At 50.0% G+C, this 26,135-nt stretch carries 22 protein-coding genes; 7 read left to right on the forward strand and 15 right to left on the reverse strand.

The features are described from left to right. The 4 genes from AB1690_02790 to AB1690_02805 all read right to left on the reverse strand — a co-directional run. Positions 1 to 555 (reverse strand): hypothetical protein (locus AB1690_02790; GenBank protein MEW6014228.1); only part of this gene is annotated, 555 nt, incomplete at its 3' end. Beyond that, positions 552 to 1,214, reverse strand: a complete 663-nt coding sequence (locus AB1690_02795; protein MEW6014229.1) for an energy transducer TonB — start codon at positions 1,212 to 1,214, stop codon at positions 552 to 554. The genes AB1690_02790 and AB1690_02795, both read right to left, overlap by 4 nt. Before the next feature lie 23 nt (positions 1,215 to 1,237). Beyond that, positions 1,238 to 1,660: a biopolymer transporter ExbD gene (locus AB1690_02800; GenBank protein ID MEW6014230.1), complete on the reverse strand. Its 423-nt coding sequence runs from the start codon at positions 1,658 to 1,660 to the stop codon at positions 1,238 to 1,240. Continuing rightward, a complete protein-coding gene (locus AB1690_02805; GenBank protein MEW6014231.1) occupies positions 1,657 to 2,376 on the reverse strand; it encodes a MotA/TolQ/ExbB proton channel family protein in 720 nt (239 codons plus the stop codon). Before AB1690_02805 ends, AB1690_02800 begins: the two co-directional genes overlap by 4 nt. 218 nt (positions 2,377 to 2,594) lie before the next feature. Here AB1690_02805 and AB1690_02810 point away from each other — a divergent pair, with 218 nt between their 5' ends. Beyond that, positions 2,595 to 2,822 carry a hypothetical protein gene (locus AB1690_02810; protein MEW6014232.1) on the forward strand — a complete coding sequence of 76 codons (228 nt, stop codon included), beginning with the start codon at positions 2,595 to 2,597 and terminating at the stop codon, positions 2,820 to 2,822. 99 nt (positions 2,823 to 2,921) lie between these two features. Here AB1690_02810 and AB1690_02815 read toward each other — a convergent pair whose 3' ends face one another. The 11 genes from AB1690_02815 to AB1690_02865 all read right to left on the reverse strand — a co-directional run bounded on the left by AB1690_02815 (position 2,922) and on the right by AB1690_02865 (position 19,198). Then, positions 2,922 to 4,049, reverse strand: a complete 1,128-nt coding sequence (locus AB1690_02815) for a hypothetical protein (protein MEW6014233.1) — start codon at positions 4,047 to 4,049, stop codon at positions 2,922 to 2,924. 11 nt (positions 4,050 to 4,060) lie between these two features. Beyond that, positions 4,061 to 4,873 (reverse strand): hypothetical protein, encoded by an 813-nt coding sequence (locus AB1690_02820; protein ID MEW6014234.1) that lies wholly within the window; start codon positions 4,871 to 4,873, stop codon positions 4,061 to 4,063. A gap of 1 nt (position 4,874) precedes the next feature. Beyond that, positions 4,875 to 6,731 (reverse strand): glutamate mutase L, encoded by a 1,857-nt coding sequence (locus AB1690_02825; protein MEW6014235.1) that lies wholly within the window; start codon positions 6,729 to 6,731, stop codon positions 4,875 to 4,877. 211 nt (positions 6,732 to 6,942) lie between these two features. Continuing rightward, on the reverse strand, positions 6,943 to 8,091 hold the full coding sequence (locus AB1690_02830) for an FAD-binding oxidoreductase (protein ID MEW6014236.1): 1,149 nt from the start codon (positions 8,089 to 8,091) through the stop codon (positions 6,943 to 6,945). A 581-nt stretch (positions 8,092 to 8,672) separates the two neighbouring features. Further along, a complete protein-coding gene (locus AB1690_02835) occupies positions 8,673 to 11,708 on the reverse strand; it encodes a tetratricopeptide repeat protein (protein ID MEW6014237.1) in 3,036 nt (1,011 codons plus the stop codon). Positions 11,709 to 11,712: 4 nt separating this feature from the next. Then, positions 11,713 to 13,530, reverse strand: coding sequence for an ATP-binding protein (locus AB1690_02840; protein MEW6014238.1), 1,818 nt, complete (start codon positions 13,528 to 13,530; stop codon positions 11,713 to 11,715). Positions 13,531 to 13,694: 164 nt separating this feature from the next. Beyond that, a complete protein-coding gene (locus tag AB1690_02845; GenBank protein MEW6014239.1) occupies positions 13,695 to 15,443 on the reverse strand; it encodes a BamA/TamA family outer membrane protein in 1,749 nt (582 codons plus the stop codon). 74 nt (positions 15,444 to 15,517) lie between these two features. After that, positions 15,518 to 16,084: an NUDIX hydrolase gene (locus AB1690_02850; protein ID MEW6014240.1), complete on the reverse strand. Its 567-nt coding sequence runs from the start codon at positions 16,082 to 16,084 to the stop codon at positions 15,518 to 15,520. Between the two features lie 8 nt (positions 16,085 to 16,092). Then, the gene (locus tag AB1690_02855; GenBank protein ID MEW6014241.1) at positions 16,093 to 18,336 is read right to left on the reverse strand and encodes a SpoIIE family protein phosphatase; all 2,244 of its coding nucleotides are present in this window, start codon (positions 18,334 to 18,336) and stop codon (positions 16,093 to 16,095) included. Between the two features lie 21 nt (positions 18,337 to 18,357). Then, entirely contained in the window at positions 18,358 to 18,783 is a 426-nt protein-coding gene (locus tag AB1690_02860; GenBank protein ID MEW6014242.1) for an ATP-binding protein, read from the reverse strand. Positions 18,784 to 18,862: 79 nt separating this feature from the next. Next, on the reverse strand, positions 18,863 to 19,198 hold the full coding sequence (locus tag AB1690_02865) for an STAS domain-containing protein (GenBank protein ID MEW6014243.1): 336 nt from the start codon (positions 19,196 to 19,198) through the stop codon (positions 18,863 to 18,865). A 621-nt stretch (positions 19,199 to 19,819) separates the two neighbouring features. On the opposite strand from AB1690_02865, the gene thyX reads away from it, so the two are divergent. The 6 genes from thyX to AB1690_02895 all read left to right on the forward strand — a co-directional run bounded on the left by thyX (position 19,820) and on the right by AB1690_02895 (position 25,867). Continuing rightward, a complete protein-coding gene (gene thyX, locus AB1690_02870; protein ID MEW6014244.1) occupies positions 19,820 to 20,473 on the forward strand; it encodes an FAD-dependent thymidylate synthase in 654 nt (217 codons plus the stop codon). 9 nt (positions 20,474 to 20,482) lie between these two features. Continuing rightward, positions 20,483 to 22,747, forward strand: coding sequence for a vitamin B12-dependent ribonucleotide reductase (locus tag AB1690_02875; protein ID MEW6014245.1), 2,265 nt, complete (start codon positions 20,483 to 20,485; stop codon positions 22,745 to 22,747). A gap of 54 nt (positions 22,748 to 22,801) precedes the next feature. Further along, positions 22,802 to 23,527: a hypothetical protein gene (locus AB1690_02880; protein MEW6014246.1), complete on the forward strand. Its 726-nt coding sequence runs from the start codon at positions 22,802 to 22,804 to the stop codon at positions 23,525 to 23,527. A gap of 418 nt (positions 23,528 to 23,945) precedes the next feature. Beyond that, positions 23,946 to 24,317, forward strand: a complete 372-nt coding sequence (gene acpS / locus AB1690_02885; protein ID MEW6014247.1) for a holo-ACP synthase — start codon at positions 23,946 to 23,948, stop codon at positions 24,315 to 24,317. Between the two features lies 1 nt (position 24,318). Continuing rightward, positions 24,319 to 24,906: an orotate phosphoribosyltransferase gene (pyrE, locus tag AB1690_02890; GenBank protein MEW6014248.1), complete on the forward strand. Its 588-nt coding sequence runs from the start codon at positions 24,319 to 24,321 to the stop codon at positions 24,904 to 24,906. 199 nt (positions 24,907 to 25,105) lie between these two features. Next, on the forward strand, positions 25,106 to 25,867 hold the full coding sequence (locus tag AB1690_02895; protein ID MEW6014249.1) for a hypothetical protein: 762 nt from the start codon (positions 25,106 to 25,108) through the stop codon (positions 25,865 to 25,867). Positions 25,868 to 26,135: the final 268 nt, after the last annotated feature.

Genomic DNA, 26,135 nt, shown 5'->3' on the forward strand with positions numbered 1-26,135 from the left:
TTTCCCCACCTGTTTAACATAGGCAATCTTTGTCCGATACACTCCCTCATCGCCGGTCAACGCTCTATAGATATCATTGGCCATCTCGTGCACCAACGCCCGGTAGTCATTCTTATCGCTTTCGAACCGCTCTTTCCGAATCTCTCTCTGGGAATCGGTCGCGTACAGATAATAGCGCAACCGTATGTTGTTGTGGGGAAATTCGGCGTCGAGTTTAACTACATACGATGAGCCCATCCAGGACCAGCCCAAGAGCGTCATCTCCTGAAGTTCCATATGCCGCATAAAAAACGAATCAAGATAAACGACTTCAAAAAACGGCGAGAAATCGAGGTCGTTGCGCAGAATCTCGGCGCAGTTATTCATTATTATCGAATCATTGGCGCTGATATAATTTATCCCCACATAGCGCACTTCTTCCACCGAAATTTTGGTCGGCTCGAAAGTCGATTTCTCTCCAAGCCGTCCCCGCACATCCCGCACGGTTTGACCCACCGAGTTTAGATTAACCAGCCCCAGTAGTGATAATAATAATAAGAGACTTCTGATTTTCATTGCGGTGAATAGGGAAATTCGAGGTGAATGCCGATTATTTCGTCGGTGAACTCTTTGGGAAGCGGGGGAAGAGGCTCGGCCATTTTAACCGCTCTTTCGCAGGCGCGGTCATAGGCGTCAAACCCCGAGGACTGCTCTATCTCTATTTTTATGATTCTTCCCGAACGAATAACCTGGAAGTAGATAATGCAGGCTAACGGCTGATTGGCATAAACCGGATTGCTCCAATTCCGCTCTATTTTGGAAAAGGCTTGAACAAACCAGTAGGGGTAATCAAATGAGGCGTTGTCTATCGATGCCCCGCCAAAGCGGGAACCGACACCAAGATTGTCGCTGACATCCTTCTGCCCAGCCGTACTGCCGACTTTGGTCGAATCAGTGGTTTTTGTCTGCGGTTTCGGCTTGGTTTCTTTCTTTTTTGGTTTCGGCTTCGGTTTGTCAATCGGCTTGGCTTTTTTCACCGTGGCCGGCTCGAGGATTGCCGCTATCGGTTCGTCCTCAATGATACCGGCTCCGAGAGACGGCAGTACCGGCGATGCCTGCAATGATGCCGGCAGCGATGCCAGATTGACTTTGATTACGTCTCCCAGGTCAGTCCTGATTTGCGGCTTGAATGGCGCCGCCACCACCATTGCCAGAACCACTACCAGATGAATCATTATTGATAATAAGAAATCCTGTCTCATCTCTTTTTCGGCTTGTTGTTTTCCTCTTTACCGGTAATAAGTCCCATCTCTTCAATCCCCATTGTTTTCAAACGTCCTATTACCTCCACGACCACGCCGTACGGCACCAGGGAATCAGCCCGGAGGAAAACCGACGAGCGGTTCGCCTTCTTCAATTCCTTGTCAACGCTGCTTTCGAAATTTTCCAGCCTGGTCCAGACATCATTGACAAAGATTCCCCCCTTGCGGTCAATCGTAAGCACCACTCCCTCGGCTTGCTCATTCAGAGCGGCTGTCTTTGTCTTGGGCAAATCGACCTCAATGCCGGATTGAAGCAATGGCGCCGATATCATGAAAATTATCAGAAGCACCAGCACCACATCGACCAGGTTGGTGACATTTATCTCCGCCATGGCGCGATATTCCCGCTTCTTGTTCATGACAAATCCTTCTTAATTCGTGCCTGAAACTCCAGGGAGAAATTGGACGCCTTATCAAAATAGAACTTCAATTTGTTATTTGCCCAGTTATATCCAATCACTGCCGGAATCGCCGCGCCCAGTCCCACAATTGTCGCCAGAAGCGCTTCCGCTATGCCCGGGGCGACCACCGCCAGCGACGCCGAACCGCGCTCACCTATCGACCAGAAGGCATCCATAACCCCAACCACCGTTCCCAAAAGTCCCAGAAAGGGAGAGGCATTGGCGGTTGTCGCCAAAAAAACTACATGCTTCTCCAGATTCCCCACCTCCTCCGCCGTTGCCCGCTCCAGGGTCATCCGCACTATTTCCAGGTCGTCGTCGCCAAGTTTTGCCGGCGCGTTCGATGGATTCCCGCCGCTCTGTTTCTCAAAAATCTCTTTTATCTCGTTATATCCGGCAAGAAACAGCGCCGAAAGCGGGGAGAGGCGCAAGGTGTTCGCCTGCCCCAGGGCTTCCGTAAATTTCCTGGTGCGCCGGAAGGAACTCAAGAAGATTTCGTTTTGCGCGTCAACTTTCTTATACAGCCGCCATTTGTTGAACATAATCGCCCAGGAAACCAGCGAGAAAACTATCAATATGAACAATATTATCAGTCCAAACAGACTCGACTGGCCTATTATCTGCCAGACGCCGCCGGAAAATATGCTGAAAGGAAGTATCAATTCCGTTGTCATACTTTACTCTTTTACGCTCCAAGCGTGTAAAAGGTTTATAATACTCGGCTTAACCGGACATGCCGGATCTCCCCAGCAATAATATGCCCAGAAACAGCTTGAGTCAATAAAAACAAATGAACGTCCCCCCGGATGCATCTTTTGCTTGACAATCCATTTCAAATTGCGTAGATGAGTTTTGGATGTTACCGGATGGATATAAGAGAAAGGAGTTCTCGATGAAAAGAATCTCAATCATTCTGCTGGCCGGGTTGCTTTTGATCTTTGTTTTGGCCGGGTGTGGTAAATCGGAAAAACCTGAAGCCGATAAGTCATCCGCCACGACTGAGACAACAACTCAGACCGCTCCCGCGACCACTGACACCGCAATGGCCACCGATTCCGCCACTACCGTCGATACCACCGGCGGAACCGGCGCCGACACCACCGGTCATTCCGGACATTGATGTCGCTATATTGAAAATATTTCCTGGTTTAGTTGCGATATAAATGAAAAGGTCCCCATCCCGGGGACCTTTGGTTTTGCCGTCGATATTCTGCAGCAATTAAGATTCGAGCATCTCCACGTTGGCGCGCGGCACTATTGATTTGGAGCCATCTTTAAATTGCACTTCCAAAATACGGGCGCTCGAACCTGATTCCAGCTCCAGCAGTTGCGGAGGAAGGTCGGTCACCACTCCCAGTTTGCCGAAGTGGGGATGTCGGATCACCCGGACCGGCGACCCTACCCTCAACCCCTGCTCACGATAGTCGCCGGTATCCTGTTTGGCATGGATATCGGCTGGGAAGGGAATTATTACCTCCGGCCTGATAACGCCGGCTCTAATCTGAGTGGCGCCGTTGATGCAAGCGCGCTGCCCTTCCTTCGATTTCAAAAGGTCAAAAGTCTTTTGCGCCATATTTATCTGACCAAATCCTTCGGTGACAATCAGAGTAATTCCAACATCTTCCGAACCGGTAATGGCGACTCCCAGGTCATATCCCAAAAAGTCTCTTAAATCCTTGTCATCGAATCCACCCACAACGATTCCGGCCGCCCCGACCTTAGCTGCTTTCTTAATGGCCTCAGCCGTAACCATTGAGCCGCCTACCACCACTTTCCCTTTGCATTCCGGCCCTATTTCCTGGTCGGTTAATATGGTGCTGTTGTCCGGAACGACAACCTTTATCTCCCCGTAGGTTTCGCCGCCGATTCCGAATATCCCCTGGATAAACGAACACCACGTAGCGACCGCCACTCCCTCCCGCTCAAAAATCTCCACCACCTCACCGTCAATATACGCTTTTACCGTGACCGGTATCGGCTCTCCGCGCAGAAGCACCTGCCCCGTGATATGCGATATCGACTCTATAGTGCCGGTGATTTTTGCCGCACATTCCGATTTGAAAAGGCCGAAGAATGATTTCGTCCGCGCAATGACTTCCCCTTCCTTGATCGCATCCCCCTGCTTCTTCAACATGGCATCATTGATATCTTCCGGCGGAAGCCCCAGAATGTTGGCAACGTTGAGCGGCTCCACCGTGCCGGGTAAATGCGTTCTTGCCACTATATCATCCGGCTTGACCTTATCGCCTTTCTTAACGACTACTGCCCCTTTTAGAGGAAGAATCCGATTCTTGGTTATCAGTATCTTGTCGGTTACTTTCAATCCGGGGGTATATGCATGTCCCATTTATTCGCCTCTTATCTATCGCTACCTGATTGGATTATTTTCTTCTTCAATCTTATTACCAGAGCGATTCCGGCTAAGACTATCGCCAGTATAATAATATAAATGCTCTTATTTCCTGATTCTTTGTTCACTCCCTGCCCTGCCGCCGGCGGTTCATTTTCTGTCGTTGGTGACGCCAGCCTCTCCCGGGTAGCCAGGTCAACAATTTTGAGGTTTTCCTGGGGAGCCATCTCTCTTAGATTCTTAGTCGAAAAAGTCTCCAGAAGATTAAAGAAAACCGGCTTCAAACTGCTGAATCTCTCCCGCGGCGCATAACAGAGAAAAAGCGCTACCCCTTTTTCATAGAATTTGCGAAGCTCCAGATAGGCTTTATCGGTAGTCGCCGTTCTGATATCGCTGTATGATGCCGCCGCTTGCCGGTTGCGGTCAAAAATCAGCCTGTCTTTGCTCAAACTGGCAGCGGCGTCAAGAGCACCTTCACTGATAGTCAGAAACTGCACCTCCGCCACTGATTTCAGTACTGAATCAATCTGACGGTCGCTCAAAGCGCCGGTCTCGTGCAACGCCACAAAAACATATGCCCCGCTCTGGAACGGCTCTGATTCTGCTTCCGCCAGAACGGCGTCATAGTCAATTGAAATCACATCCAGTCCCTGGTCTTCCAGAAAACTGCTCACCTCGGAATATGGCACCACCCGCCAGTTGTCCGGATAGGTGACATGAAAGCCGCCGCGCCAATCGACAAAGACTCCCGCCAATGCCGAAAGGGCAAAAAGCGATGATGCGACTATCAGAATTACTTTATGGCCTAATCTTTTATGCATTTTATTGACGCGCCAGCGCTTCTTCAGGATATACCTTCAACTCCAGCATCCATTCGCGAAGCTTTTCGACTCTAATTTTGTCATCTTCCGGAAGAATAAAGGGTCTGCCGCGGCCGTCCAGAATGATACCGACTACGCCGCCGGTAAGTTCCGTTTCAATCTTATTCCCTTTGCCATGTCCCAAGTCAAGCCCTCGTAATGGCTCCAGCTCCGCTTTTGCTTTCAGAGGAATCTCTTTATCATCTAAGCCAAGAGGAATCAATTTCATCTGGCCTAATTCAAGAGTCCCGCTTTCGACTTTTCCGTCCGGCAGGCTAATCTTATAGTTCATGAGCGGTCCCGGCTTCTTGATTTCGCCGGCCGGCGCCACACAGCATCCCAGATGAATCAAACAGTCCTTGTTGAATACTTCCGTCGCCGCCTGCTTCTGCACCGTGGAGAGCACCCCCAGCTGCGGCATCATAAAGATCGAATCAACTGCCAGTCGTGTAACTCCCTCGGGAAGGAAGGCATCAATCAACATCATTGCCGCCTGGTGTCTTCGCGGCGCGTGCGACAGAACTCCCCCCGACCCAACCAGAATATTCAGCGTCATCATATTGACCAGCGTCTGCCCCGATGCCGTCTGCTCAAAGGCATCGGCAATCGTTCTCTGCTGCTGAACCCCTTTTAGAACCGTGGCGAAGCTCTTGTGCTGGATGAATGCCAGCCGCAGCGCCTCTTTGGCTATCGCCTGCTCGAAAATAAGCTCTTCCATCGACTGCGGTATGGTCGTCGGGCGAATCATTTTGTTTTTGACACGATTGCGAAGGTCCCTCTCGTCCATATGGAATGGAACCCAGCGCATTACTTTGGGCAAGGTGGCTTCGGCAAAAACATTTGAAATCGAGTAACTCATCCCCAGATTCGCCGAAACCGTCCGATTAAATATCCCTTCCTTGCCATCGGGACGAAAGACCGAGAAGACATCGGTCGTGGCACCGCCGATATCTACCCCGACCGCTTCAATCCCTTCCATATCAGCGATGGTCTTGATTATCAGCCCCACTGCCCCCGGTGTCGGCATAATAGGGGCATCGGTCCAAGTCATCAGCTTTCGATACCCCGGCGCCTGCGCCATTACATGCTCCATAAACAGCTCATGAATCTCTTCGCGCGCCGGACCAAGATTCTCCCGCTCCAAAACCGGCCTGATATTGGGGACTGTTCTTAAATCGACTTTCTTCCCCAATGTCTCTTTCACCGGCTCCGTGGCATCTTTGTTGCCGGCATAGATAACCGGAAGTTGATAGCCGCTCCCCAGTCGAGGCTTCGGGTCGGCCGCCGATATCAATTCCGCTATTTCTACAACATGCGTGGTCGTACCGCCGTCGATTCCCCCCGACAAAAGAATCATGTCGGGCCTGAGATGCCGGATTCGCTCAATCTGCTGATGGGGGAGACGTTTGTCATTGGAGGCAATCACATCCATCACTATTGCTCCCGCTCCCAGCGCCGCCCGCTCCGCCGACTCCGCGGTCATCGAGCGCACCACCCCGGCAACCATCATCTGAAGTCCCCCGCCCGCGGAGGAAGTCGATATATATATATCCGTTCCAACATTTCCGTTGGAGGGCGTTATTATCTTCCCTTCATCATCCAGCAGCTTCCTCCCCGACAATTCCTCCACTTCGCCTACCGCGTTCAAAACGCCCTTGGTTACATCCTCAAACGGCGCCTCTACTGTGGTGGGAGCCTCGCCTCGCACAATCAATCGAAATTCGCCGTCTCGCTTCTCAATCAGGATTGCCTTCGTCGTGGTCGAACCGCAGTCGGTTGCCAAAATAATCTTGATATCTTCCGGATTCATTTTCGCCATCTTTTACTCGCTTATGACAAGATATTCTTTTTCAAGTACTTAACCTCCCGGCCGAAGAACTACTCCGATACGGCAGGTTCCATTTTCAAAGACAAAAAATATAACATTTGTTTGCCCCTTTGTAAACTCCTTTTTGGAATCAGCCCTTCCCGCGCAGATATGGCACTCCCACCCGATTCGAATCCTTGGACTCAATTATCGGCCATATATTCTATATTACATTGGTCTCTTCGTGGACCAACCCTTTGGAAAATCTGTGCGGCGACAGGGGAGAGATATCGATAGAGGGATTCTTGCCGCTCAAAATTTCCGCCGTAACGATTCCGGCGGCCGGCGCATGCATTAACCCATGCCCCGAGAATCCGGTGACCAAGAAGATACCTTCAATCTCTTCCGCATATCCGATTATGGCATGATGGTCCGGTGTCGTTTCATACAATCCGGCCCAGGCTTTGGAGACTTCGGCCGTCTCCAGGCGCGGCACCCGCTCCAGCGCTTTCATCAGAATGGTATCGGTATATTCCGGGTCCACCGAGATATCGAATGACGGCGGCACCGACTTATCCGCCCAGCCGAGCAGAAGTCCCGGTGACTCTTTATGGAAATACAGTCCCGCTTTGACATCGACCACCATCGGAAAAGTCGGCGGTATAAAGTCAAGCGCCCCGGTAGTGACAATCTGTCTCCGAATCGGCTCCACCGGAATCTTGATTCCGGCCATTTCACCTATCAGTTTTGCCTGAGGTCCAGCCGCATTCACCACCAGCGGTGTCGCAATTTCGCCATTATTTGTCATCACGCCGGCAACTTTTCCTCCGCTGACCCTAATGCCGGTCACTTCGGTCTCGATATTGATCTCAACCTGCAGTCTCCGGGCGCCGGTGGCATACCCCTGTATCAGGTCGCTGGGGTCAGCCAGTCCATCATTTTTGCAAAAGGTTGCTTTGATTATATCATCAGTTCTGACTTCGGGGGCAATTTTGTTGATTTCCGATGGCTCAATCATCTGCACCGGCAGCCCCAGAGAGCGCTGCAACTCCATCGCCTTGCTGAACTGCGCCAGTTCCTTCTCGTCCGACAACAGAAACATATATCCGACCTGGTCAAATAAGGCATGATACCCGACCTCATCCTCGAAATTCGCCAGAATCTTCTCGGAAAGCATTGACATTTCAATGTTTACTCTGGTTGTGAATTGGGCGCGAATACCGCCGGCGCATTTGCTGGTCGCTCCGGCTCCCAGGAAAAGCTCCTTCTCCAAAACTACAATCTTCCCAAATTTCCGTCGTGCCAGCTCATATGCCGTCGCCAGACCAATAATCCCGCCTCCAACTATGACAACATCTGCGCTCTTAGTCATATCTAAATCCCGTCAATATAAAGAAAACTGGTAAGTTAAAAGTGAAACTTTTCACTTAGTTAATTTAGGAGTGAGGAAAGATAAGTCAAGGGAAAACGAAACCGGAATCAAAGGCAGTTCAATCTTGATTCAAATCCGAGGTTTCGAATATTTTAAACTCCCTTCAAGAGATGCCAGCAGAAATGGCAATCTGGATTAATGCTGTCCACTATGGCGCCTTTTATATTTTCTCGAGCAGTTTTTAAGTAATTATAAAATAATGACTTACCTTAGATCTATGAGCAAAAAGTATAACTTACTCATGGCTGGATAAAGACTTAAACGATAATTTTACTTGACATTTGGCCAAATTAAAGATATTTAATTAATAAATGAGGCGTTCTCAGATAGTCCCTTAAGAGGAATATTCGCAATTTTTAAACAAGAGAAGCCCGGTTTAGCCGGGAACATTAACCTCAACTTCGAAGGAGGTGGATTGATGTACACACTCACCATCGAGAGACTTGAGGAGAAAATCGCCCCCGTAGGTCTAAGCCTTGGCGGGCAATAAGCTCCTTTGAAAGTTGATGGCGGGGGCAGGGCTAACGGCCTGCCCCCATCTTTTTGCCCAGGAATCGATTCAGATTCTTTATCTCAGCTGCAAGATAATTTATTTTTCCTGCCTCCAGATATCGTGCCCGCAAGTTCTCGTCTTCGATGCTTTCGGCCATCGTCTTTATGAACTTGATTGCCTTGCGATAATATTCATATGCGCTTTCATAAGAGCCGGATAGTGCGCTGATTCGTCCCAGCCCGATAAGGCATTCAGTCGTTTCCGGAATTAAGCCTATCCTTTTCGCCTGGCTGGCTCCTTGAGTCAAGCAGCCCTCTGCTTCAGCGATTTTCCCGATTTCCAGAAACCCTTTGCCGAGGTCTCGAAAATATCCGGCGGCTTCGATGTCAATATGTTTCTCATCTGACAAGAATCGTAAACCGGAAAGAACGCTTACCGCCTCATCCGGTCTGCCGGATTCCAGCAAAAGGTGCCCCTTTCTCAACTGAACCAATTGGAGGTCTCGCGCCACTTTGTTTGAAATGGCAAGTTTCTCCGCCTGTTCCATCAGTGTCATATCTTGTTTCAAGACCGCCCGTAGAGTTAGGATAGATGCCGCCGCCCGTTTGTCATTAATGGACTCGGCGGCTCTTTCGGCCTCCGACAAGATCTTCAGCGCTCCCTCATGGTCATTGATGCACCCGTGAAGTTCCGCCAGCGCCAACTGGTACAGTGTCTGGTCAAGTTTATTGCCCAGTAGCGCCGTTCCCGTTATCGCCTTAAGAAGATTTTCCTGCCCCTTACCATATTGCCCCATTCTCCATTGTATTATCCCAACGAATCCGGCAAACATGCTGGAATGATTTTGATCATTCAGTTCTTCAGAGAGCGCCGCTCCTTCGGCAAGATAGCGCAGAGCATCGCGAAGTCGTCCTCCTCTTATCATTACCTGTATCAGATTCTCATAGTTGTAAAGAAGTTCTCTTCTATTACCAATCCTCTGGTTAATTTTCAGCGACTCCGAGAGGCTGTCAATCGCCATTGCCGTTTCACCCATTTCATTATGCACAAAACCGAGATTGTTATGCACCCGGGCAATTTCTACCATATTGCCGCATTCTTCGTTCATGAGAAGCGCCGCGTTGAGGATTGTCACCATTCGGCGCAGACGCCCCCTCGAAAAATAGGTGACGGCAATGTTATTCAAAGTTGAAGCGATATCTTTTTTGGCTCCTAACTTTTTCTGAATGTGCAGCGCCATCCGGAAAGTTTTCAGCGCCTCGTCAAATCGGTTGCTGACACAATGAATATTGCCCCGATTATTTATCGTATGCGACAACTCCAAATGGTCCCCCAGCGCCGAATAAATCTCTTCCGCTTTCCTCAGCGCCTCAATCCCTGATTCAAAATCCTGCTTCATCCGATAGAGATCGCCCAGGTCCTTAAAGGTCTCGGCGAGAAGTCTATCCGGGGGCTTATTCTGATACAGAGCGATTATCCTCTTATAGCAATCTTCCGCCGCCGGTAGCTCTCCCATCCCCTTCAGGGCATCGGCTTTTTTCATTAATAGCGGTGCGAGTCTTGTTTCATCATCTCCATTTGACGCCAGCGCCTCCAGAGCGCTCAATAACGCCACCGCTTCGGAATTCTCATTGCGGTCTATCCTGATATCCGCCGCCTCCATCACCGCGGCATAAGCGCCTTCAAAATCGCCGGTCTGAAGATACAGTTCCGCCCCCATCTCAATATCCTTATATGACTCGATCGCTCTTCGCGCCAGGGACGTCGATAATCTTCGCAAAGTGGCGGCCGATATCCTCTGCCGCAGACAATATAAGACTGGACGGGTGTATATTTCACGCTCTGCTGCCTCTGGCTCTAATCCCAGACACCGCGCTCGTTCTATATCGCCGACAACCGCCATCTTCATCGCCATTCTCTTCTGATTGAAAGAAAGTCTTTTTATCTCGCATTCCACGGCGCGCCGCAATCTCCTCGGGAAGATTACTTTGTCGCTTGCATCCGATGCCGATATTAGAGCCCCGTCTTTCCATTGAAATACGCCCCTTGTGAAATTGCACTCCAGAAGACTTCTCAAACAATGGCGCTTAGCTCCGGCGCCGTCATACAACCGGTTCCTTATACCGGCCGAGAATCGGACAAACTCTTTTTCCAGGAATGCCTGATTGTCAAGTCTATCAAACGCTTGCATCAGATATTTGGGCCTGATGACTCGCTCGAAAGGAAAATCGGAGCCGGCCGCTTTTAACCGCCGGCAAAGTTCAAAGCCGTCCTGAGGCCTTTTCTCCGGCAGTTTATCCAGCATTTGCGCCACGATTTCCGAAAGAGATTCCGGTGTATCGGCGCGAACTTTTGAGAGACGCGGCGGTTCCGTTTCCTGAATGGCGGCATTGGTCCTGACCGGGTCCGAGTCATCCGCGAGGAAGGGATGTTTTCCTGACGCCATCATATAGGCGACTATACCGAGGGCAAAGATATCGGAGCGATGCTCCAGCGTTCCGCCGCGGATTGTTTCCGGAGCCATATAGCCGACCGTTCCCACCCCCAGCCGGGCGCCGCTATCTTCCCCCATCTTTTTCGCCAATGAAAAATCGGAAATCTTGGTAAAAAGTAATCCGTTCCTCCATTCCGAGGAGGTGTCGCCATTAACAAATATATTCTGTGGTTTGAGATCTCCGTGCGACAATCCTGCCGAATAAAGGTAATAAAGTGAAATGCTGATTGAGGAAAGAAGCCGCAGTAACGCCTGCGGCTCCTCGATGCGTCCGATACTCTCCAGCGACTTGCCGGGGCAATACTCCATCTCCAGAAAGGGGAGAGTCGGGGAATCGATTAATCTCCTGAGGCGCACCACTCCCGGGAAGCGCCATCCCCCTATCAAATCGAACTCACGGCTTATCAGAGTTCGAAATGTGGCAAGGTCGCCCGCGCTTCGGCGGAGTGGCATCTTTAGCGCGGAGTAAGTCCTGTCCTTCTTGTTCTGCGCCAGGAATACCTCCGCCGTCCCTCCTTGACCGAGAGAGCGGATTAACTGGTATTCCTCTCCGATTGACGAGGCATCCATTTTTTTATTTTTTTGAAACGTGCTCCAAAGGCAAGCTGATTATGAATGTGGTACCTTCATTCTGTTTGGAAACCACCGCTATTTCGCCGCCATGATTTTTGATAATTTTCTTGCAATTAGCCAGTCCCAGACCATGGCCGCTTTCTTTGGTGGTATAATGAGGCACAAAAATGCGCGACAGCGCCTCCTCCGGTATGCCGCAACCGTTGTCGGCAACCGATATCTTTATTTGCGCCCGGGGTTCGTCAAAGGCCGCCTGAATTTCTATCTTGCGGGTGAAATCACGATTCCCGCTTGCCTCTTCATCTTTCCCCCTTTGTTCCAGGGCATCCGCCGCGTTATTGAGAAGATTCATCAGAACCTGCTGTATCTGCCCGACATCGATCTGCACCGACGGCAGGACCGCTCCCAGGTCGACCGAAAATACAATCTTCTTAAAACGGTTCTGCGCTTTGAGAGAGAATAACAGGTCTTCGATGAGATGCTTGATATCGTACGATACCACCTCGGTATCCATCTTGGAAAAATCCATCAGGCCATCGGTGAACCGTTTCATTTTCGATATACTCTCAATTATCTGCTTGGAATTATAAGAAGCTTTCTCCGCCTGCCCTCTCTGAAGATTCAGCGAAAGCAATTCCGCATTATTGGCGATTATCGCCAGATAATTATTTAATTCATGGCCTATTGAGGCCGCCATTTCTCCCCGCGCCACCAGTTTCTCGGAGAGAATCACATATTTTTCCATAATCACCTTCTCGGTGATATCCTCAATAATGAGTATCAGGCCATCATGCCCGTACGGCAGTTTCCTGATAGGGGAGAGCTTGATGGAAAAAACTTTCTCATCGTAGCCGGTATTATGAAAATAGCGCGAATCCTCCAGCGGCTGACGTGTGCTGAGCGCCATATCAATCATCTGACGCCATTTCCCCCGCTCACTTTCGGGAATCAATTCAAAGAAGGTGGTCGAAGTCTCATTCGGAGTGAAGAGACGGACTTTGTCTTTGTCTTTATCAAAGGTCGCCAGGGCGGCGTCATTAATGGAAACCAGATGATAATCGGTATCAATTACAACTATGCCAACCGGCGAATTATTGATGACTTTTTCGTTGTACTGCTTGAGGTCGAGAAGCCGGTCATAGAGGCTGGCGTTATGTATGGCATGCGCTGCCTGCTGCGCCAGAAGTTCAAACAGGAAAAGGTCCGATTTGAGAAACAGTTTCGCCTGAGACGAATTATCCAGATAGATTATCCCGATGACCCGATTGTTAATCTTGAGCGGCACGCACATGATGGAGCGCAAATGCAGCTCCAGTACCGACTTCTGATTGGCGTACCTCTGGTCGGCCTGGGCATCCGAGGTGTAAATCGATTTTCCGCTCGCCGCCACCTGGTTGGCAATCGAATTGGAAATCCGGAAATCCTCCTCCATCAGAGATTCTTTGCAGAGATTGAAGGCCGTCTTGAACTGCAGCTCCCCATTGTCATCCAGGAGCATTATAAAGCCGCGCTCGGCTGAGAGAAGTTCAATCGCTTTCTGCATCACCATCTGCAAAACATCCTCAAGCACCAAAGAGGAATTGACAGCCAGGGATACCTCCAGGACTGCCCTCAGGTCCTCGAGTCTGGTGGTGGTCGCATTCTCGCTTGCTTCTATTCGGGGATTCTCACCGGCAATCTCATCCAGAGCCGCCTCCATCTGCGCCAGAACGCTTCCGGTGTCACCCAGACGAAGTCTCTCGGTCTTCTGCCCAGATGGTTTCGGCTTACTTACAAAAATGCCGGTGCCAGATTCTGTCTCATCCTTGTAGTCAGGCATAGTTTCACCTTCATCTTATTTATCTCCTTATGATATCGGCAGATAAGCCCCAATCCTTAAGACCGCAAAGGGTCCCGCTGCCTCTGATTCTGACCACCTATGATACCCCCAAATAAAAAAGACGGCCCTTGTAACGACCGTCTTTTCAAGCATCTAACTTGTTGTCATTCAAACAGATTTTGAAATCTCACATAGATAACAGGGGAGACATCGGAGCGGTCAAGTCGTTTCCCGACTAACATCCTGATATCATTTCCAAACGCCAGACCCAAGCCTACCGAATGCCGCACTTCCGCCTCCGACAGACTGATCGGCTCTTCCGTTATCTGACCGACATTATAAAATATCCATCCCACCATCTCTGAGTTGGGGAAACGAACCCCATATTCCAGATTCGCCAACCAGAACTCCGAGCCATAGAACTCCTTATGCTCATATCCGTGCAGTGTACCTAAGCCGCCCAGGAAATATTTCCGTGACAAGGGAAGAGGATTGTCGGCGCCGCCATAATATCCTTTGAAGACCAGCCCCGATTGACGGCTCAACTCCTGGTGTCGCGTTACCGTCAGCTGATATCTTGTGAATACATAGTCATCATTCCATTCCCCCGGCGCCCATTCGATATCGAGGACTCCTTTCCAATAGGATGATGCAAATAATTCTTCCGGCATTTCGGTTTCGAATGCCGCTGAAAATGTGACACTGGAAAGTTCGCTTCCATCGAGCTGTTTTATCGCCGCTCCCCGCACCGGTTCAATTATTGTTGAGAAGTTTTCCCCGAAACGCTTGGAGCCGCCGAACAGTGACCAGAGATTTTTATGCCCGTCGAGCCATTTGTACTTTTCCGACATCACCCCCAGTCGTGCTGTCAGATTACCGAACGGCTTGACCCTGACATAACCGCTTCCCCCTTCAGCCTCATAATAATCCTTATAGTCCTCGGTGGCTAAGAGAGCAAAAGCGGTATTCTCCGCCTCGCTTAAGAGCCAGCCATCATTTGACGACAACTTCTTGTAGAAACTTCCCCCCACCGCCAGCGGCAGGGAGCGAAGCACCGTCTGTTCCGCTTCCGCCACGAATCGCCAGCGCTCCGATTCAAAACCATATCCACCATAGATAGTGAATTTCGGCAGCACCGAGTCTTCATCCTGATATTTCACTCCCAGATATGGCGCCGCCCCATCAACACGATTATAGTAGAGCATTACCACCGGAGAGAAAAACCGGTCCCGTCGGTACCATTTCTTCCAGCGGTCAAAGCCCTGGTTTTTCTTGCCGCTGGAGGTCCTAATCGACCCGTAAATCGTCGCTTTTTTCGATAGATTTACCTCGCCGTTCAAAGAGACCACATTCCCCCGCACCACCGCGTTGTCGCCGATGGTAACGTTGCCGAATATCGCCACAACATCCTCATTCACTTCACCGTCAACCAGTATATCTCCCCAGAATGCCACCGCACCCCCCCTGAGAAACCGTTCTTTCGCAATTACAATATCTTCCAGAAACGTGATTTCGTTCTGGCGCCGCGAGCGCGCCGGCATCACTCCCGCTGTATCTTTTCGATAAAGCACTATCCGGGTTTCGTTCTCACCATTGGTTTCCAGGGCCATTCGCCCTATCAATTCCGGACCATAAAGTTGATTCCCCAGCGCGAATCCTTTTTTGCTCAAAGCCAGAGTATCTTTTATGCGAACCTCGTCCTGGTTTGCCCTGACATCCTCTTTATCGAACTGGACCTGGAAACTGGTGTCGTTGTCGAAAATCGTAATATTGATCTGGTCGTTGTCAAAATAGATCTCCAGAAGCGGGTTTTGACTGGATGTTCTTTCGAATTTCTTAAATTCGTCGGCCGCGTTCAAGAATGACGCTGTCAGTATTATTGCGGCGGTTATTATGAAACGGCGTAATTTCACTCTTACCTCCAATAAGGGCAAAAGTCCCTATGTTACTTCCTGACGGTCAAGTGAAATATTTCCCGTCGTCATTGTCAAGCCTTATTCAGGAATCGCTTGCGGTAATCGGCGAGCGCTTGACGGTGCGACTTGAATGCGATAGTCTCCGGAACCTGGTCGAAGTCAAAAAATTGCACTTCCTGGGCGTCATCCGCCGCCGACAGTTCGCCTCCTTCAACCGATGCCAGATAGAGAATCAAGATGGCATTGGTGCGGGGGTCATCTTCACCTGAATAGACTTCAAAAAGGGAATCCAATCTCACTTTGAGCCCGGTTTCTTCCGCAATTTCCCGAACCGCGGTCTGTGAGGGATGTTCCGCCCACTCCATAAATCCGGCCGGCAAACACCACCAGCCTACCTTGGGCGGCGCCGCCCGCTTGACGAGAAGTATTTTCCCCTCCGCTATCACCAGAGCGCCGGCGGCCGGGGTAGGATTATGATAATAGATAAAATCGCAGCTCTCACTCTGACAGCGAAGCCGCGGACGATGGTCGATAAATTCTTCCTGCAGTTCCTGGCCGCAAAGGGGACAGTATCTGTACCCGGAAAATCGCTCTTTTCGTTCAAATAAAAGCTGCTCGTTGAAATTCTTTCGGGGCATCGGAATAGTCATCCTCTCGTCAATTTCATGGCAATCAGGGTGGTGTCATCGCGGGGTGGATCGGTCGGGTCAAATTCACGAACGATCTCTAATATTTTGGTGACAATCTCCCGGGAGCTGCCGTCACGATTCTGTCGCACAAAGTCTCTTATCCGCTCTTCACCAAATTCCGTTTCCTTCTCATCCTGGGCTTCCGACAGGCCGTCAGTATATAAAAACAGCATATCATCCGGTTCCAATCTGATAGATGTCTCCTGATAACAGGCTCCCGGAAACGCCCCCAGTAAAATGCCGCCGGTGTCAAGATTCTGAAGACGACCATCAGCCTTTGCCAGAATAGGGTAATTATGACCGGCGTTGGCATAGCGTAACTCACCCGTCCCGGGATTGAATTCAGCGTAGAACAGCGTCACAAATCTCTCTGAGGATGTCGATTCCACCACATATCTATTTATATTATACAAAATCTTGGCGATTTCGGTGTTATTGGCGACCTCCGATCGAATCATCGCCTGGATTTGCGCCACCAGAAGCGCTGCCGGCATCCCTTTACCCGAGGCATCGGCTATGACCATTCCAAATATGCCGTCATCTTTCGGAATGAAATCGTAGAAATCCCCCCCGATTGTTCGCGACGGCAGCGAATAGGCAAAGATATCCAGGTGCGCCGAACGGGGAGGATTTTTGGGCAGCAGGTCAAGCTGAATCTGGCGCGCCATATTCAGCTCTTCTTCCATCCTCTGTTTTTCGAGCGAATCGGCGTACAGGCGGGCGTTGGTAAGGACCGTCACCAGCTGATTGGAAATGACCCCCAGCATCGATATATCTTCCGCATTGTAACGGTAGCCCGATTCTTTCTCGGTCAGCGCCAGAAATCCCAGCAGATGGTCGGCATCTTTAAGAGGTAATATCAGCTGCGCTTTACGACGCTCCAATTCATCGGCAAGGGAACTCCCGGCGCGATACATAGACAAACGCTCCATGAAAGTCGGAGTTTCCAGCTGACCGATTCCTCCCAGAAAGAGGTCTTCCCGATTAATAATGACACGATGGGCAAAATCTTCCGATGGCAGAAGCACATATTCGCCCAGACGGTCGTCAAATAGCACGAAGTACACCCGCTTGATGAAAAGTGACGATGTCAGGGTCTTTTCAATCATGCTCCGCACCTGCTCCAGATCGAATACTGATATCAAACGGCGCGAGAGAATCTCCATCAGGTTGCGATAATCGGTGCGGCTCTTGATGAACAGTTTCTTTATCAGATTATCGAGCTGGACATTAATCGGCTGAAAGAGCATCAGCGCCACCACAATAAAAGCGATATTGACAATCGTGGTCTTGGCGCCAAATAGCGACGTTATCATCCGGTCGGCTTCCCCCACCAGAAGTATATATAGCCCCACCAGAATCCCCGAGGATATGGTATAGACCAGCGACTGTCGCACAATGACGCTGACATCCAGAAACTGATATCGCACAATTGACCAGGCAATGGCGCCGCCCCCGACCAGAAGGGAGCCGATTAACACGCCGGTCTGCAGTGACGCTGAAAAATCAATCGAGAAAATCTCCGGCACCAGAAAGGCCGCCGTATAAAGCCCCATCGCTACCGAAATGCCGGTAATCAGGACATTAGATTGCCGTCTCAGCTGCTGATTGGCAATCTGCCCTTTGCCTCTCAGAATGAAATAGACCGCCAGCGCCACATAGATTAGATTTATCAATGAAAATAGTGTTTCCTGTGAGTGAATCAACAGGCTGAACCCAAGCACCACATATTTCAGAATATCGGAGAGCGGTTTCAGAATCAGCGAGGCAAATCCTTCTCCCGACTGCACATCAAGCAGATTCAAAATCTTGTCCGGGTCTTTGAAAACGGTGACCAGAAAGAGATGAAATATGTGGGGCAAAAATATAAGATATTTGAGTTTCGGGAATCGCATCCCTGAAAGACGGTCCACCGGAAAAATCCAAGAAAATAAGAGAAACGACGGGAAGAAAAGCTCCCAGACATACAGAAGATTATAGATTAAGGATTCTTCAAAAGGAGCCTCAGCCGAGACATTCGGCTTGACAATCGTGCCCAGCGCCAGAAAAATCGGACCCAGGGCGGCAAAGAACAGCATGGCGCCGGTAATCCGGTTGGCGCGATGACCAATATGGTCGCGCACTATGGAATATGCCAGAAACAGCAATATGCCGCCGAAAATGAAATAGACGGCCGTTATCGCTATTTGATAAATATCCATTTCAGTTCAATTCCCGAATACTCAGGAGATTTTCTTTGACAACGTTACCCGGGTTCCTTTTCCGGGAAGAAAATCGAATTTTACGGAGTCCATCAGTGAGCGGACTATGAAAATTCCGCGCCCCACTTCGCGCATCAGGTTATCCTCATCCACCGGATTCTGCACCGCCGTCGGGTCAAACCCGTTTCCTTCATCCCCAATCACTATCTCTATGGCCCCGTCCTTCCGCTCTATTGATACTGTCACCTCTTTGTCCAGGTCGGAGCGGTTGCCGTGAATTATGCTGTTGTTGACAATTTCTGTAACCGATATCGCAATATCGGCTATCGTTTCTTCCATCACCCCGTAACCTCGAAGAATTCCTTCCAGAAAACTGTCAACATCACTGAGGTACTCCTGCGACGAGGGGATATGAATGCTGTTGCCTTTGATTGTCGGTTTCTTCATTTTATCTTCCATTTTAATAAAAAAGGCAGGTTGAAGACCCAACCCACCCTGCTATCTTAGGAATCACCCGGGCAATTCCCTAAAACGATTTCACCGCTTCTTCAACGGAATCAAATGCCTCAAATACCGTAATCAGTTTTGTTATCGTTAGAAGCGATTGGATCTTGCCGGTCACATTAGCCAGTTTCAATTCCCCCTGATTATTCCTCAAAGTTGTCAGACCGGAAATCAGGATTCCCAGCCCGGTCGAATTCATCCACTCCACTTTGGCCATATCGACCACAACTTTCTTTTGCCCCTTTTCGATATATTCGTGGAGTTTCTCATGCAAGACGGTGGCATCAGGGCCGCCCATTATTTTTCCTTTCGGCTCCAGCACCACCACTCCGTCCTTTTCATAATTACTAAGCTTCATTAAGTCCTCAGCCTCCGCTTCTATCTATAAGTTTACGTATTCATCGCCATCAAGTTACACAGGGTATAATCGCGCTAAACGATTAATCTGATTCAGCTTGCAAAATCCGCAATTAATCAGTTGGTGTCAAGCCATTTTTCGAAGTTATGGCAGGTCCAGCTCCGTTAGGCAGCCGGCAACTATTCTCAGCTTCCTTCAACAGAACTTGGCTAATGCATCAAGTCGATTTCCGAATAGTTGAATACCTGTCAGTTTCTGGCACCGGCGGGCAACCTGAAAGGGTAACTACCTGCCAAATGTCCGTTAGATACAAAATAACGCCCCCTGATGCCATTGTTACACAATATATTGTGATTTTTTGCAAAAAATCGCAATTTTTATATTGACACTTTTCGTATTTTTGATTAGAGTGTCGGTCGGCTTGGCGATATAGTCGAGTAGTCCCCCGGCAGTCAAGCGCGTTTAGGTATCTAATTATATATTAATGGCTTACGAGGAAAAGCCGGCAACGGTAACGGGAGTTTTTGCCCCAACTCGCCTGCCTCGAAAAATGTGAGACTTATATAAAGCAAAATAAGGTATTATATCATGGATGTCACTTTAACAGACCGGGCAAAGGAAATGTCTAAATTAGTCGCCACACCATCGGTCGAACTGATGGCAATCACCCCTAATGCCGAGCAGGTTATTGAGCTTGCCTGTCGTACCTGTTATCTCTCCTTCCATCGTTTTTCTCCGCCCTCCTCAACGGAAGAACTGATCAAGAAGGTAATCCGGAAGAAACACCACTCCGTCCTCGAGCATGCCCTTGCCACCTTTCGCATCAAGGGGGGCTCTCGTGTTTTCACGCATGAACTGGTGCGACATCGTCTCATGTCTCCTTCGCAGGAGTCGCAGCGATATGTCGAATACGGCAAAGTGCGGGAATTTGATGTCGTCGTGCCGCCGACCATTGAACAATCGGGCTACAAAGACCGATACTTAGAATTAGCGGCGCAATGCGAGCAGTTTTATTCGGAGATGGTTAAAGCCGGCGTGCCCAAGGAAGATGCCCGCTATATTTTGCCCAACGGCACTACTTCTGAGATTGTCATCTCGGCAAATTTCCGGGAATATCGGCATATTTTTGAAGTCCGCTGCAATCCGCGGGCGCACTGGGAGATAAGAAAAATCTGTATGATTATGCTGGAAGTTATGAAAAAAGAGGCTCCTATCGTGTTTGGTGATTTTCAAATCGACAGAGAAACCAATTCCGCAACCTTGATTGAATCTTAGGAGGTCGTCATGGAAGATGACAAAGATTACCAGCTGAGCGAAAATTCCATCAAAGTTCTTGAACGGCGCTATCTCAAGAAAGATGACCAGGGACGTGTGGTGGAGACTCCCGAAGAGCTCTTCCGCCGCGTGGCAAAAGCCATCGCCGAGCCGGATAAGAAATTCGGCGCCACTCCGGAACAGGTGCAGGAGATTGAAGATAAGTTTTACAACTTGATGTATCGTCTCGAATTCATGCCGAATTCGCCGACCCTTATGAACGCCGGTCGCCCGCTCGGGCAACTCTCCGCCTGTTTTGTTTTGCCGGTCGATGATTCGATGGAATCTATCTTTGACGCCGTCAAGCATACCGCCCTGATTCACAAGTCGGGGGGAGGCACCGGATTTTCCTTTTCCCGCCTTCGTCCCCGGCATGCCATGGTCGCCTCCACTTCCGGAGTTGCTTCCGGTCCCATCTCTTTTATGCGGGTTATCAACTCCGCCACCGAGGCGGTGAAACAGGGGGGAACCCGCCGGGGTGCCAATATGGGTATCCTCCGCGTCGACCACCCGGATATTCTTGAATTCATCTCTTGCAAGGACGACCTGTCGGAACTGACCAATTTCAATATTTCTGTCGCCATTACCGACGCCTTCATGCGCGCCGTGGAAGCGGGCGGCAAATATGAACTGATTGACCCCCGTACCGGGTCCGTTTACGCCAAAGAGGGCAAGCCGGTCTATCTCGACGCCCGCGAAGTTTTCAACAAGATTATCGAGCATGCCCATCGCACCGGCGAACCGGGATTGATGTATCTCGACCGGATGAACGAAGGAAATCCGGTCACCCGGGTGGCTCTCTACGAGTCAACCAATCCCTGTGGCGAGCAGCCGCTCCTTCCATACGAAAGCTGCAACCTCGGTTCTTTGAATCTGAGCAAAATGGTCCGCGCGGTGGTTGATTTCAATTCGCCTCACGCCCTTTCTCGCTATGAAATCGACTGGGAGAAACTTGACCGCACGGTGCGCCTCTGCGTCCATTTCCTTGACAATGTTATCGAAGCCAACAAATACCCCCTTCCCGAAATCGATTTCAACACCAAAGAAAATCGCAAAATCGGTCTCGGTCTGATGGGCTGGGCCGATATGCTAATCATGCTCGGCATCCCCTACAGCTCCCAGCAGGCGCTTGACCTTGCCGAACGGCTGATGTCCCGCGTCCAGAATGTCAGTCATGATGAATCGCAACGGCTCGCCGAGACCCGCGGCGTTTTTCCCAACTGGGAGAAATCGTTCTTTTACCGCGACGGACAGGGTCCGCGGATGCGCAATTCCACCGTCACGACTATTGCCCCCACCGGCACTATTTCAATTATTGCCGGATGCTCCTCCGGTATCGAACCGATCTTTGCCGTCTCCTATGTCAGGACCGTGATGGACAAGACCCGCCTCATCGAAGTCAATCCTCTCTTTGAAGCGGTCGCCCGTTCCCGCGGATTCTATTCGCCGGAATTGATGGAGCGAATTGCCCAGACTAACTCAATTGCCTCGTTCAGTGAAATCCCCGATGACGTCAAGCGCGTTTTTGTCACCGCTCACGATGTCTCTCCGGAATGGCATGTCCGAATGCAGGCCGCCTTCCAGAAATATACCGATAACGCCGTTTCCAAGACTATCAATCTCCCCAAGGATGCCACCCCGGAAGATGTCCGCACCGCTTATCTGCTGGCTTACAAACTCGGCTGTAAAGGAATCACGATTTATCGTGACGGCAGCCGGGCCGACCAGGTTCTTTCTACCGGTCATACCCAGACCGCCGGCAAAACGACATCAGTACCGGTGGCGACTACCATTCAGGACCGCCCCGAAGTTCTTCAGGGGGTCACCCAGAAAATCAAAACCGGTTATGGAAATCTTTATATCACCGTCAATATGTACGAAGGGAAACCTTTTGAGGTTTTCGCCCAGATTGGGAAATCCGGTTATTCTACCATGGCCGATACCGAGGCTATCTGCCGCCTGATTTCGCTCGCCTTTCGTTCCGGAATACCGGTGGAGAGAGTCGTGGAGCAACTGCGCGGTATTGGCGGTGGCCAGCCGGTCTTCGGAAGCGGCGGATTAATCTCATCCATCCCGGACGCTATCGCTCAGGTCTTGCATAAACTTTTTGGCAACGGCGCCAAACTGGAAAAAGAAAAAGACCTCACCGAAGAGTTCTGCCCCGATTGCGCCTCCCGTATCGAGCATGAGGGGGGATGTCTCGTCTGCCACGCCTGTGGTTATTCAAAATGCTGATTCTGCCGATATATCTTCGGGGGAGTATATGCGATTATACTCCCCGAAGAAATTATGGCACAAGCTGACTTCATACCGGCGGGAAGAACCTCCCGCATCGTCAAAGGCGCGGTCGAACTGCAGATTCAGACCGAGTATGCATATCGACCAAACCCCCGTTTAACGACGTCTATTTTTTCCAAGGGTCAGGTTCTTCATAAAATCGAAAAGGACCTGGCGGCGCCAATTGCCTCAATGGAAGAAAAACTGAAAGTCGAGGGGCTTCTGCGCAAACAGCATATGGAAGTGATGGAGATTCTCAATGACGGTCAGTTTGTCAATCGCATCATGCAGCAGATTTCCCCGTCGACACCGCCGTCCGGCGTCAAGATTGCCCGCGCCCCCGAGCCGCCCCGAAAAACCGCTCCTGAGGATACGCCGACCGCGGTCGAAACAACGCCGCTTCGCCCCAAGGTATCGCTCCTCAACCGCTTCTCAGAAATTGAAGGAGTGGAGAAAATCTATCGCATTGACCCGGATGGCAATTTTGATTCTGATGCCGTCTCTTCCGACCTCAAAAAAAAATATGCTCCGATTTTCAAGGGGCTGCGCGAATTGCTCGATATTTTCCGCGACCTGCCCGGCGGACGCAAAGAGGAAGGCGTTTATGTCATCGAGCATAACCGACTTTATCTGATTTCTTCCGGATTCGAATTTTACTTTGTGCTTACCCGCCGGCAGAAAGCAGCCAAAAACTACGAAGCCGAATTTCATCGCCTTATCTTGGAACAATTCAGTTAATATATTTCGCCATCCCCGCTTTCGCGTCGAAATCCAGCACAATACTCTCCCGCCCTCGCGGTGACCGGCAATCTCAATTCAGGGGGAAGAAAGAAAAAAAGAATGGAGAGGGCAAATAGCTTTGAAAAAACTCCTCAATTCCTTACGGTAAAGGGTTTTTACAGCCGCTTCCGGTATTTTGCTTTCGCTACCCAGCCAGAGGCGGGGGTCACGGCGTGCGCGCAACCATGAAGAGACAACCTTCATTATTGAGTTGTTAGAGATTTTTCAAAAATCAACCCTCTCCAACTCATTTGTCAGCGGCAATGTACCGACTTCAAATTTCTTACGCAACTACTTTTTCAAAATATTGCAAAAAAATTAGATTTCATTTATCATCTTCATTAGATATTTTCGGAAACAGAAAGTGAAATATTAAATGATTTATTCGCTGGGCATCGATATTATTCAAACCGACCGGGTAAAGAAGGCTCTTGAAACCTGGGGCGGAAAATTCGCCGACAAAATTCTGGGCGAGGAAGAGATGGAAATATTTTCCGCCAAATTTAACAAGGTGCAATTTCTTGCGGGACGATTCGCCGCCAAAGAGGCCGTCATCAAATGCCTCGGCGCCTTCTTTGATGAGCGGGTCTCCTTCAGACAGATTCAGATTCTCAATGACCTCTACGGAAAACCGTATGTGCATCTCGATGACCCGATTCGGGAGCGAATACTGGACAAAGAAGTCAAGATATCCATCACGCACGAACGTCAAATGGCTGCCGCCGTCGCCATCATCACAGGAGACTGAAATGGACGAAAATAAAGTTCTTGAAATTTTCAAAGAGTCTGATGCCCTGCTGGAGGGTCATTTCAAACTGACTTCCGGCAAGCATAGCGATATCTACTACGAAAAATTCATGATTCTCAAACGCCCCCGTCTGTGCGAAAAAGTCTGTGCCGCCCTGGCGCAGAAATTTGCCAAGGACAATGTCGAACTGGTGGTCGGTCCCACTACCGGCGGCGTCATTATCGCTTATGAAGTCGCCCGATGTCTCGGGGTTGATGCCATCTACGCCGAGCCGGCCGAAGCGGGGAAAGGGCGGATTTTCAAACGGGGATTCCATATTGATGAAGGGACGCGCGTTTTAATTGTCGATGACGTCCTCACCACCGGAACCTCTATCGTTGAAGTCATTAATCTTGTCGGTTCCTATAAGGCGAACATAGTCGGGATTGGACTTTTTCTTGACCGCTCCGGCGGCAAGATAAAATTCGATTACCCTCTGGAACCTCTCGCCACCGTCGCCGCCAACGCCTGGGAACCGGAGGTCTGTCCTCTCTGCAAGAAAGGAATCCCGCTTACCCAACGGGGGAGCCGGAAATTCCAGAAGGCGTAGGTTATTCTGCTTTCCGTCGTTAGTTGCTTCATCTGACGGGCTAAGTCATTCCCGGCTTGCCCGGAATCGATATCAAAATTCTATTAGTAAATTCCCCCGGCCGATATTGGTAGAGTGTTGCAATCCGGATAGAAATTGTGTAGATTTTATTCGGCAACTTACAGCGCTATGCGTAGCAAATATAGTTCTGGAGGGTACTATGAAATTGCCATTTCGACTCAGTCTCCTAATCGCCCTTGTCATTGCCGTGCCGTCGTCGAGTATTCAAGCCGGCCCGGATAAGAATCCGTGGAGAGCAGAAATCTCCGTTCGCTCTACGGTCGGTACCTGGGAAATCGCCTTCGAGCGCCAGCCATACTATGGTGATGTCGAAGGATATTTGTACGACAAACTCCATACTCGAACATCGAAAATTGGCATTACCTACGGACCGCGAGCGAAAATATATTATGGATCACTTTTTCTCTCGGCCGAAGTCGAGTTTGGTGAATTCCGTTATCATGGCGCGGGGAGCAGTAACATGCAAACCGCAAATTTCGAGTTTGGTTGGGCCGAATTATCGGATAAGAGCGCAAATATACATCTATTCTTGGCCTATCGCTGGTTTCGGGCTGACGTCGATTCCTTGAATCCGCTGATAAGAGACCATTCGGTTAATAGCATCGGCTTGGGCCTTGCTTTCGGCGCCCCAAGGGCATCCTCTTTTCGCTGGAGTATTGAGGGCACCGTAATTCCGCTTTCGCTTTTGCCGAGTCTGTTTGACTGGGATAGAATTTCCGGATCTGATATGGCAATGTCCGTGGCCGCCATAATCGGTTACAAGTCGAATCGCTCCCGCTTGTTCATTGACCTCGGGTATCACTTCTCGATTTTTGATGGCATCCTGGAAGCGCGCGAAAAAGTAGAATACAACAGCATATTGTCCGTTCGTCACGGCGTTCTCCTGCGAGCCGGTTATTAAGAATTCGTCGGATTATTCTGTGCCGCTCTGCCTATAGCGGAATCCAAATCTGTCCGGTTCATTGGGCGACATTTGCGACTTAAGTTTCGACATCTTCTTCTGCGGGGCATGTGCCCCGCGCTCGTGCCAAATCTGTTCCGCCCTGTGGAATAAATACCCTTGTAAATATTGAATCCACCATTGCTGGTGGATTCTGGCAGGAGCCCGCCGCAGGCGGGGACCCTGCTCTACTAAAGATATTTCCCCAGAAAGCGTCGTCAGGAGTCCC

The organism is Candidatus Zixiibacteriota bacterium (assembly GCA_040753495.1).
GTDB lineage: Bacteria > Zixibacteria > MSB-5A5 > GN15 > PGXB01 > DYGG01.

Excerpts from the sequence above, each read along its gene's own strand:
- pyrE (MEW6014248.1), top strand. The coding sequence starts at position 24,319 with ATGGACGAAAATAAAGTTCTTGAAATTTTCAAAGAGTCTGATGCCCTG.
- AB1690_02815 (MEW6014233.1), bottom strand. The coding sequence starts at position 4,049 with ATGGGACATGCATATACCCCCGGATTGAAAGTAACCGACAAGATACTG.
- AB1690_02820 (MEW6014234.1), bottom strand. The coding sequence starts at position 4,873 with ATGCATAAAAGATTAGGCCATAAAGTAATTCTGATAGTCGCATCATCG.
- AB1690_02855 (MEW6014241.1), bottom strand. The coding sequence starts at position 18,336 with ATGGATATTTATCAAATAGCGATAACGGCCGTCTATTTCATTTTCGGC.
- AB1690_02795 (MEW6014229.1), bottom strand. The coding sequence starts at position 1,214 with ATGATTCATCTGGTAGTGGTTCTGGCAATGGTGGTGGCGGCGCCATTC.
- AB1690_02865 (MEW6014243.1), bottom strand. The coding sequence starts at position 19,198 with ATGAAGCTTAGTAATTATGAAAAGGACGGAGTGGTGGTGCTGGAGCCG.
- AB1690_02840 (MEW6014238.1), bottom strand. The coding sequence starts at position 13,530 with ATGCCTGACTACAAGGATGAGACAGAATCTGGCACCGGCATTTTTGTA.
- AB1690_02860 (MEW6014242.1), bottom strand. The coding sequence starts at position 18,783 with ATGAAGAAACCGACAATCAAAGGCAACAGCATTCATATCCCCTCGTCG.
- AB1690_02835 (MEW6014237.1), bottom strand. The coding sequence starts at position 11,708 with ATGGATGCCTCGTCAATCGGAGAGGAATACCAGTTAATCCGCTCTCTC.
- AB1690_02850 (MEW6014240.1), bottom strand. The coding sequence starts at position 16,084 with ATGCCCCGAAAGAATTTCAACGAGCAGCTTTTATTTGAACGAAAAGAG.
- AB1690_02805 (MEW6014231.1), bottom strand. The coding sequence starts at position 2,376 with ATGACAACGGAATTGATACTTCCTTTCAGCATATTTTCCGGCGGCGTC.
- thyX (MEW6014244.1), top strand. The coding sequence starts at position 19,820 with ATGTCTAAATTAGTCGCCACACCATCGGTCGAACTGATGGCAATCACC.
- AB1690_02825 (MEW6014235.1), bottom strand. The coding sequence starts at position 6,731 with ATGGCGAAAATGAATCCGGAAGATATCAAGATTATTTTGGCAACCGAC.
- AB1690_02830 (MEW6014236.1), bottom strand. The coding sequence starts at position 8,091 with ATGACTAAGAGCGCAGATGTTGTCATAGTTGGAGGCGGGATTATTGGT.
- AB1690_02800 (MEW6014230.1), bottom strand. The coding sequence starts at position 1,660 with ATGAACAAGAAGCGGGAATATCGCGCCATGGCGGAGATAAATGTCACC.
- AB1690_02810 (MEW6014232.1), top strand. The coding sequence starts at position 2,595 with ATGAAAAGAATCTCAATCATTCTGCTGGCCGGGTTGCTTTTGATCTTT.
- AB1690_02875 (MEW6014245.1), top strand. The coding sequence starts at position 20,483 with ATGGAAGATGACAAAGATTACCAGCTGAGCGAAAATTCCATCAAAGTT.
- AB1690_02895 (MEW6014249.1), top strand. The coding sequence starts at position 25,106 with ATGAAATTGCCATTTCGACTCAGTCTCCTAATCGCCCTTGTCATTGCC.
- acpS (MEW6014247.1), top strand. The coding sequence starts at position 23,946 with ATGATTTATTCGCTGGGCATCGATATTATTCAAACCGACCGGGTAAAG.
- AB1690_02880 (MEW6014246.1), top strand. The coding sequence starts at position 22,802 with ATGGCACAAGCTGACTTCATACCGGCGGGAAGAACCTCCCGCATCGTC.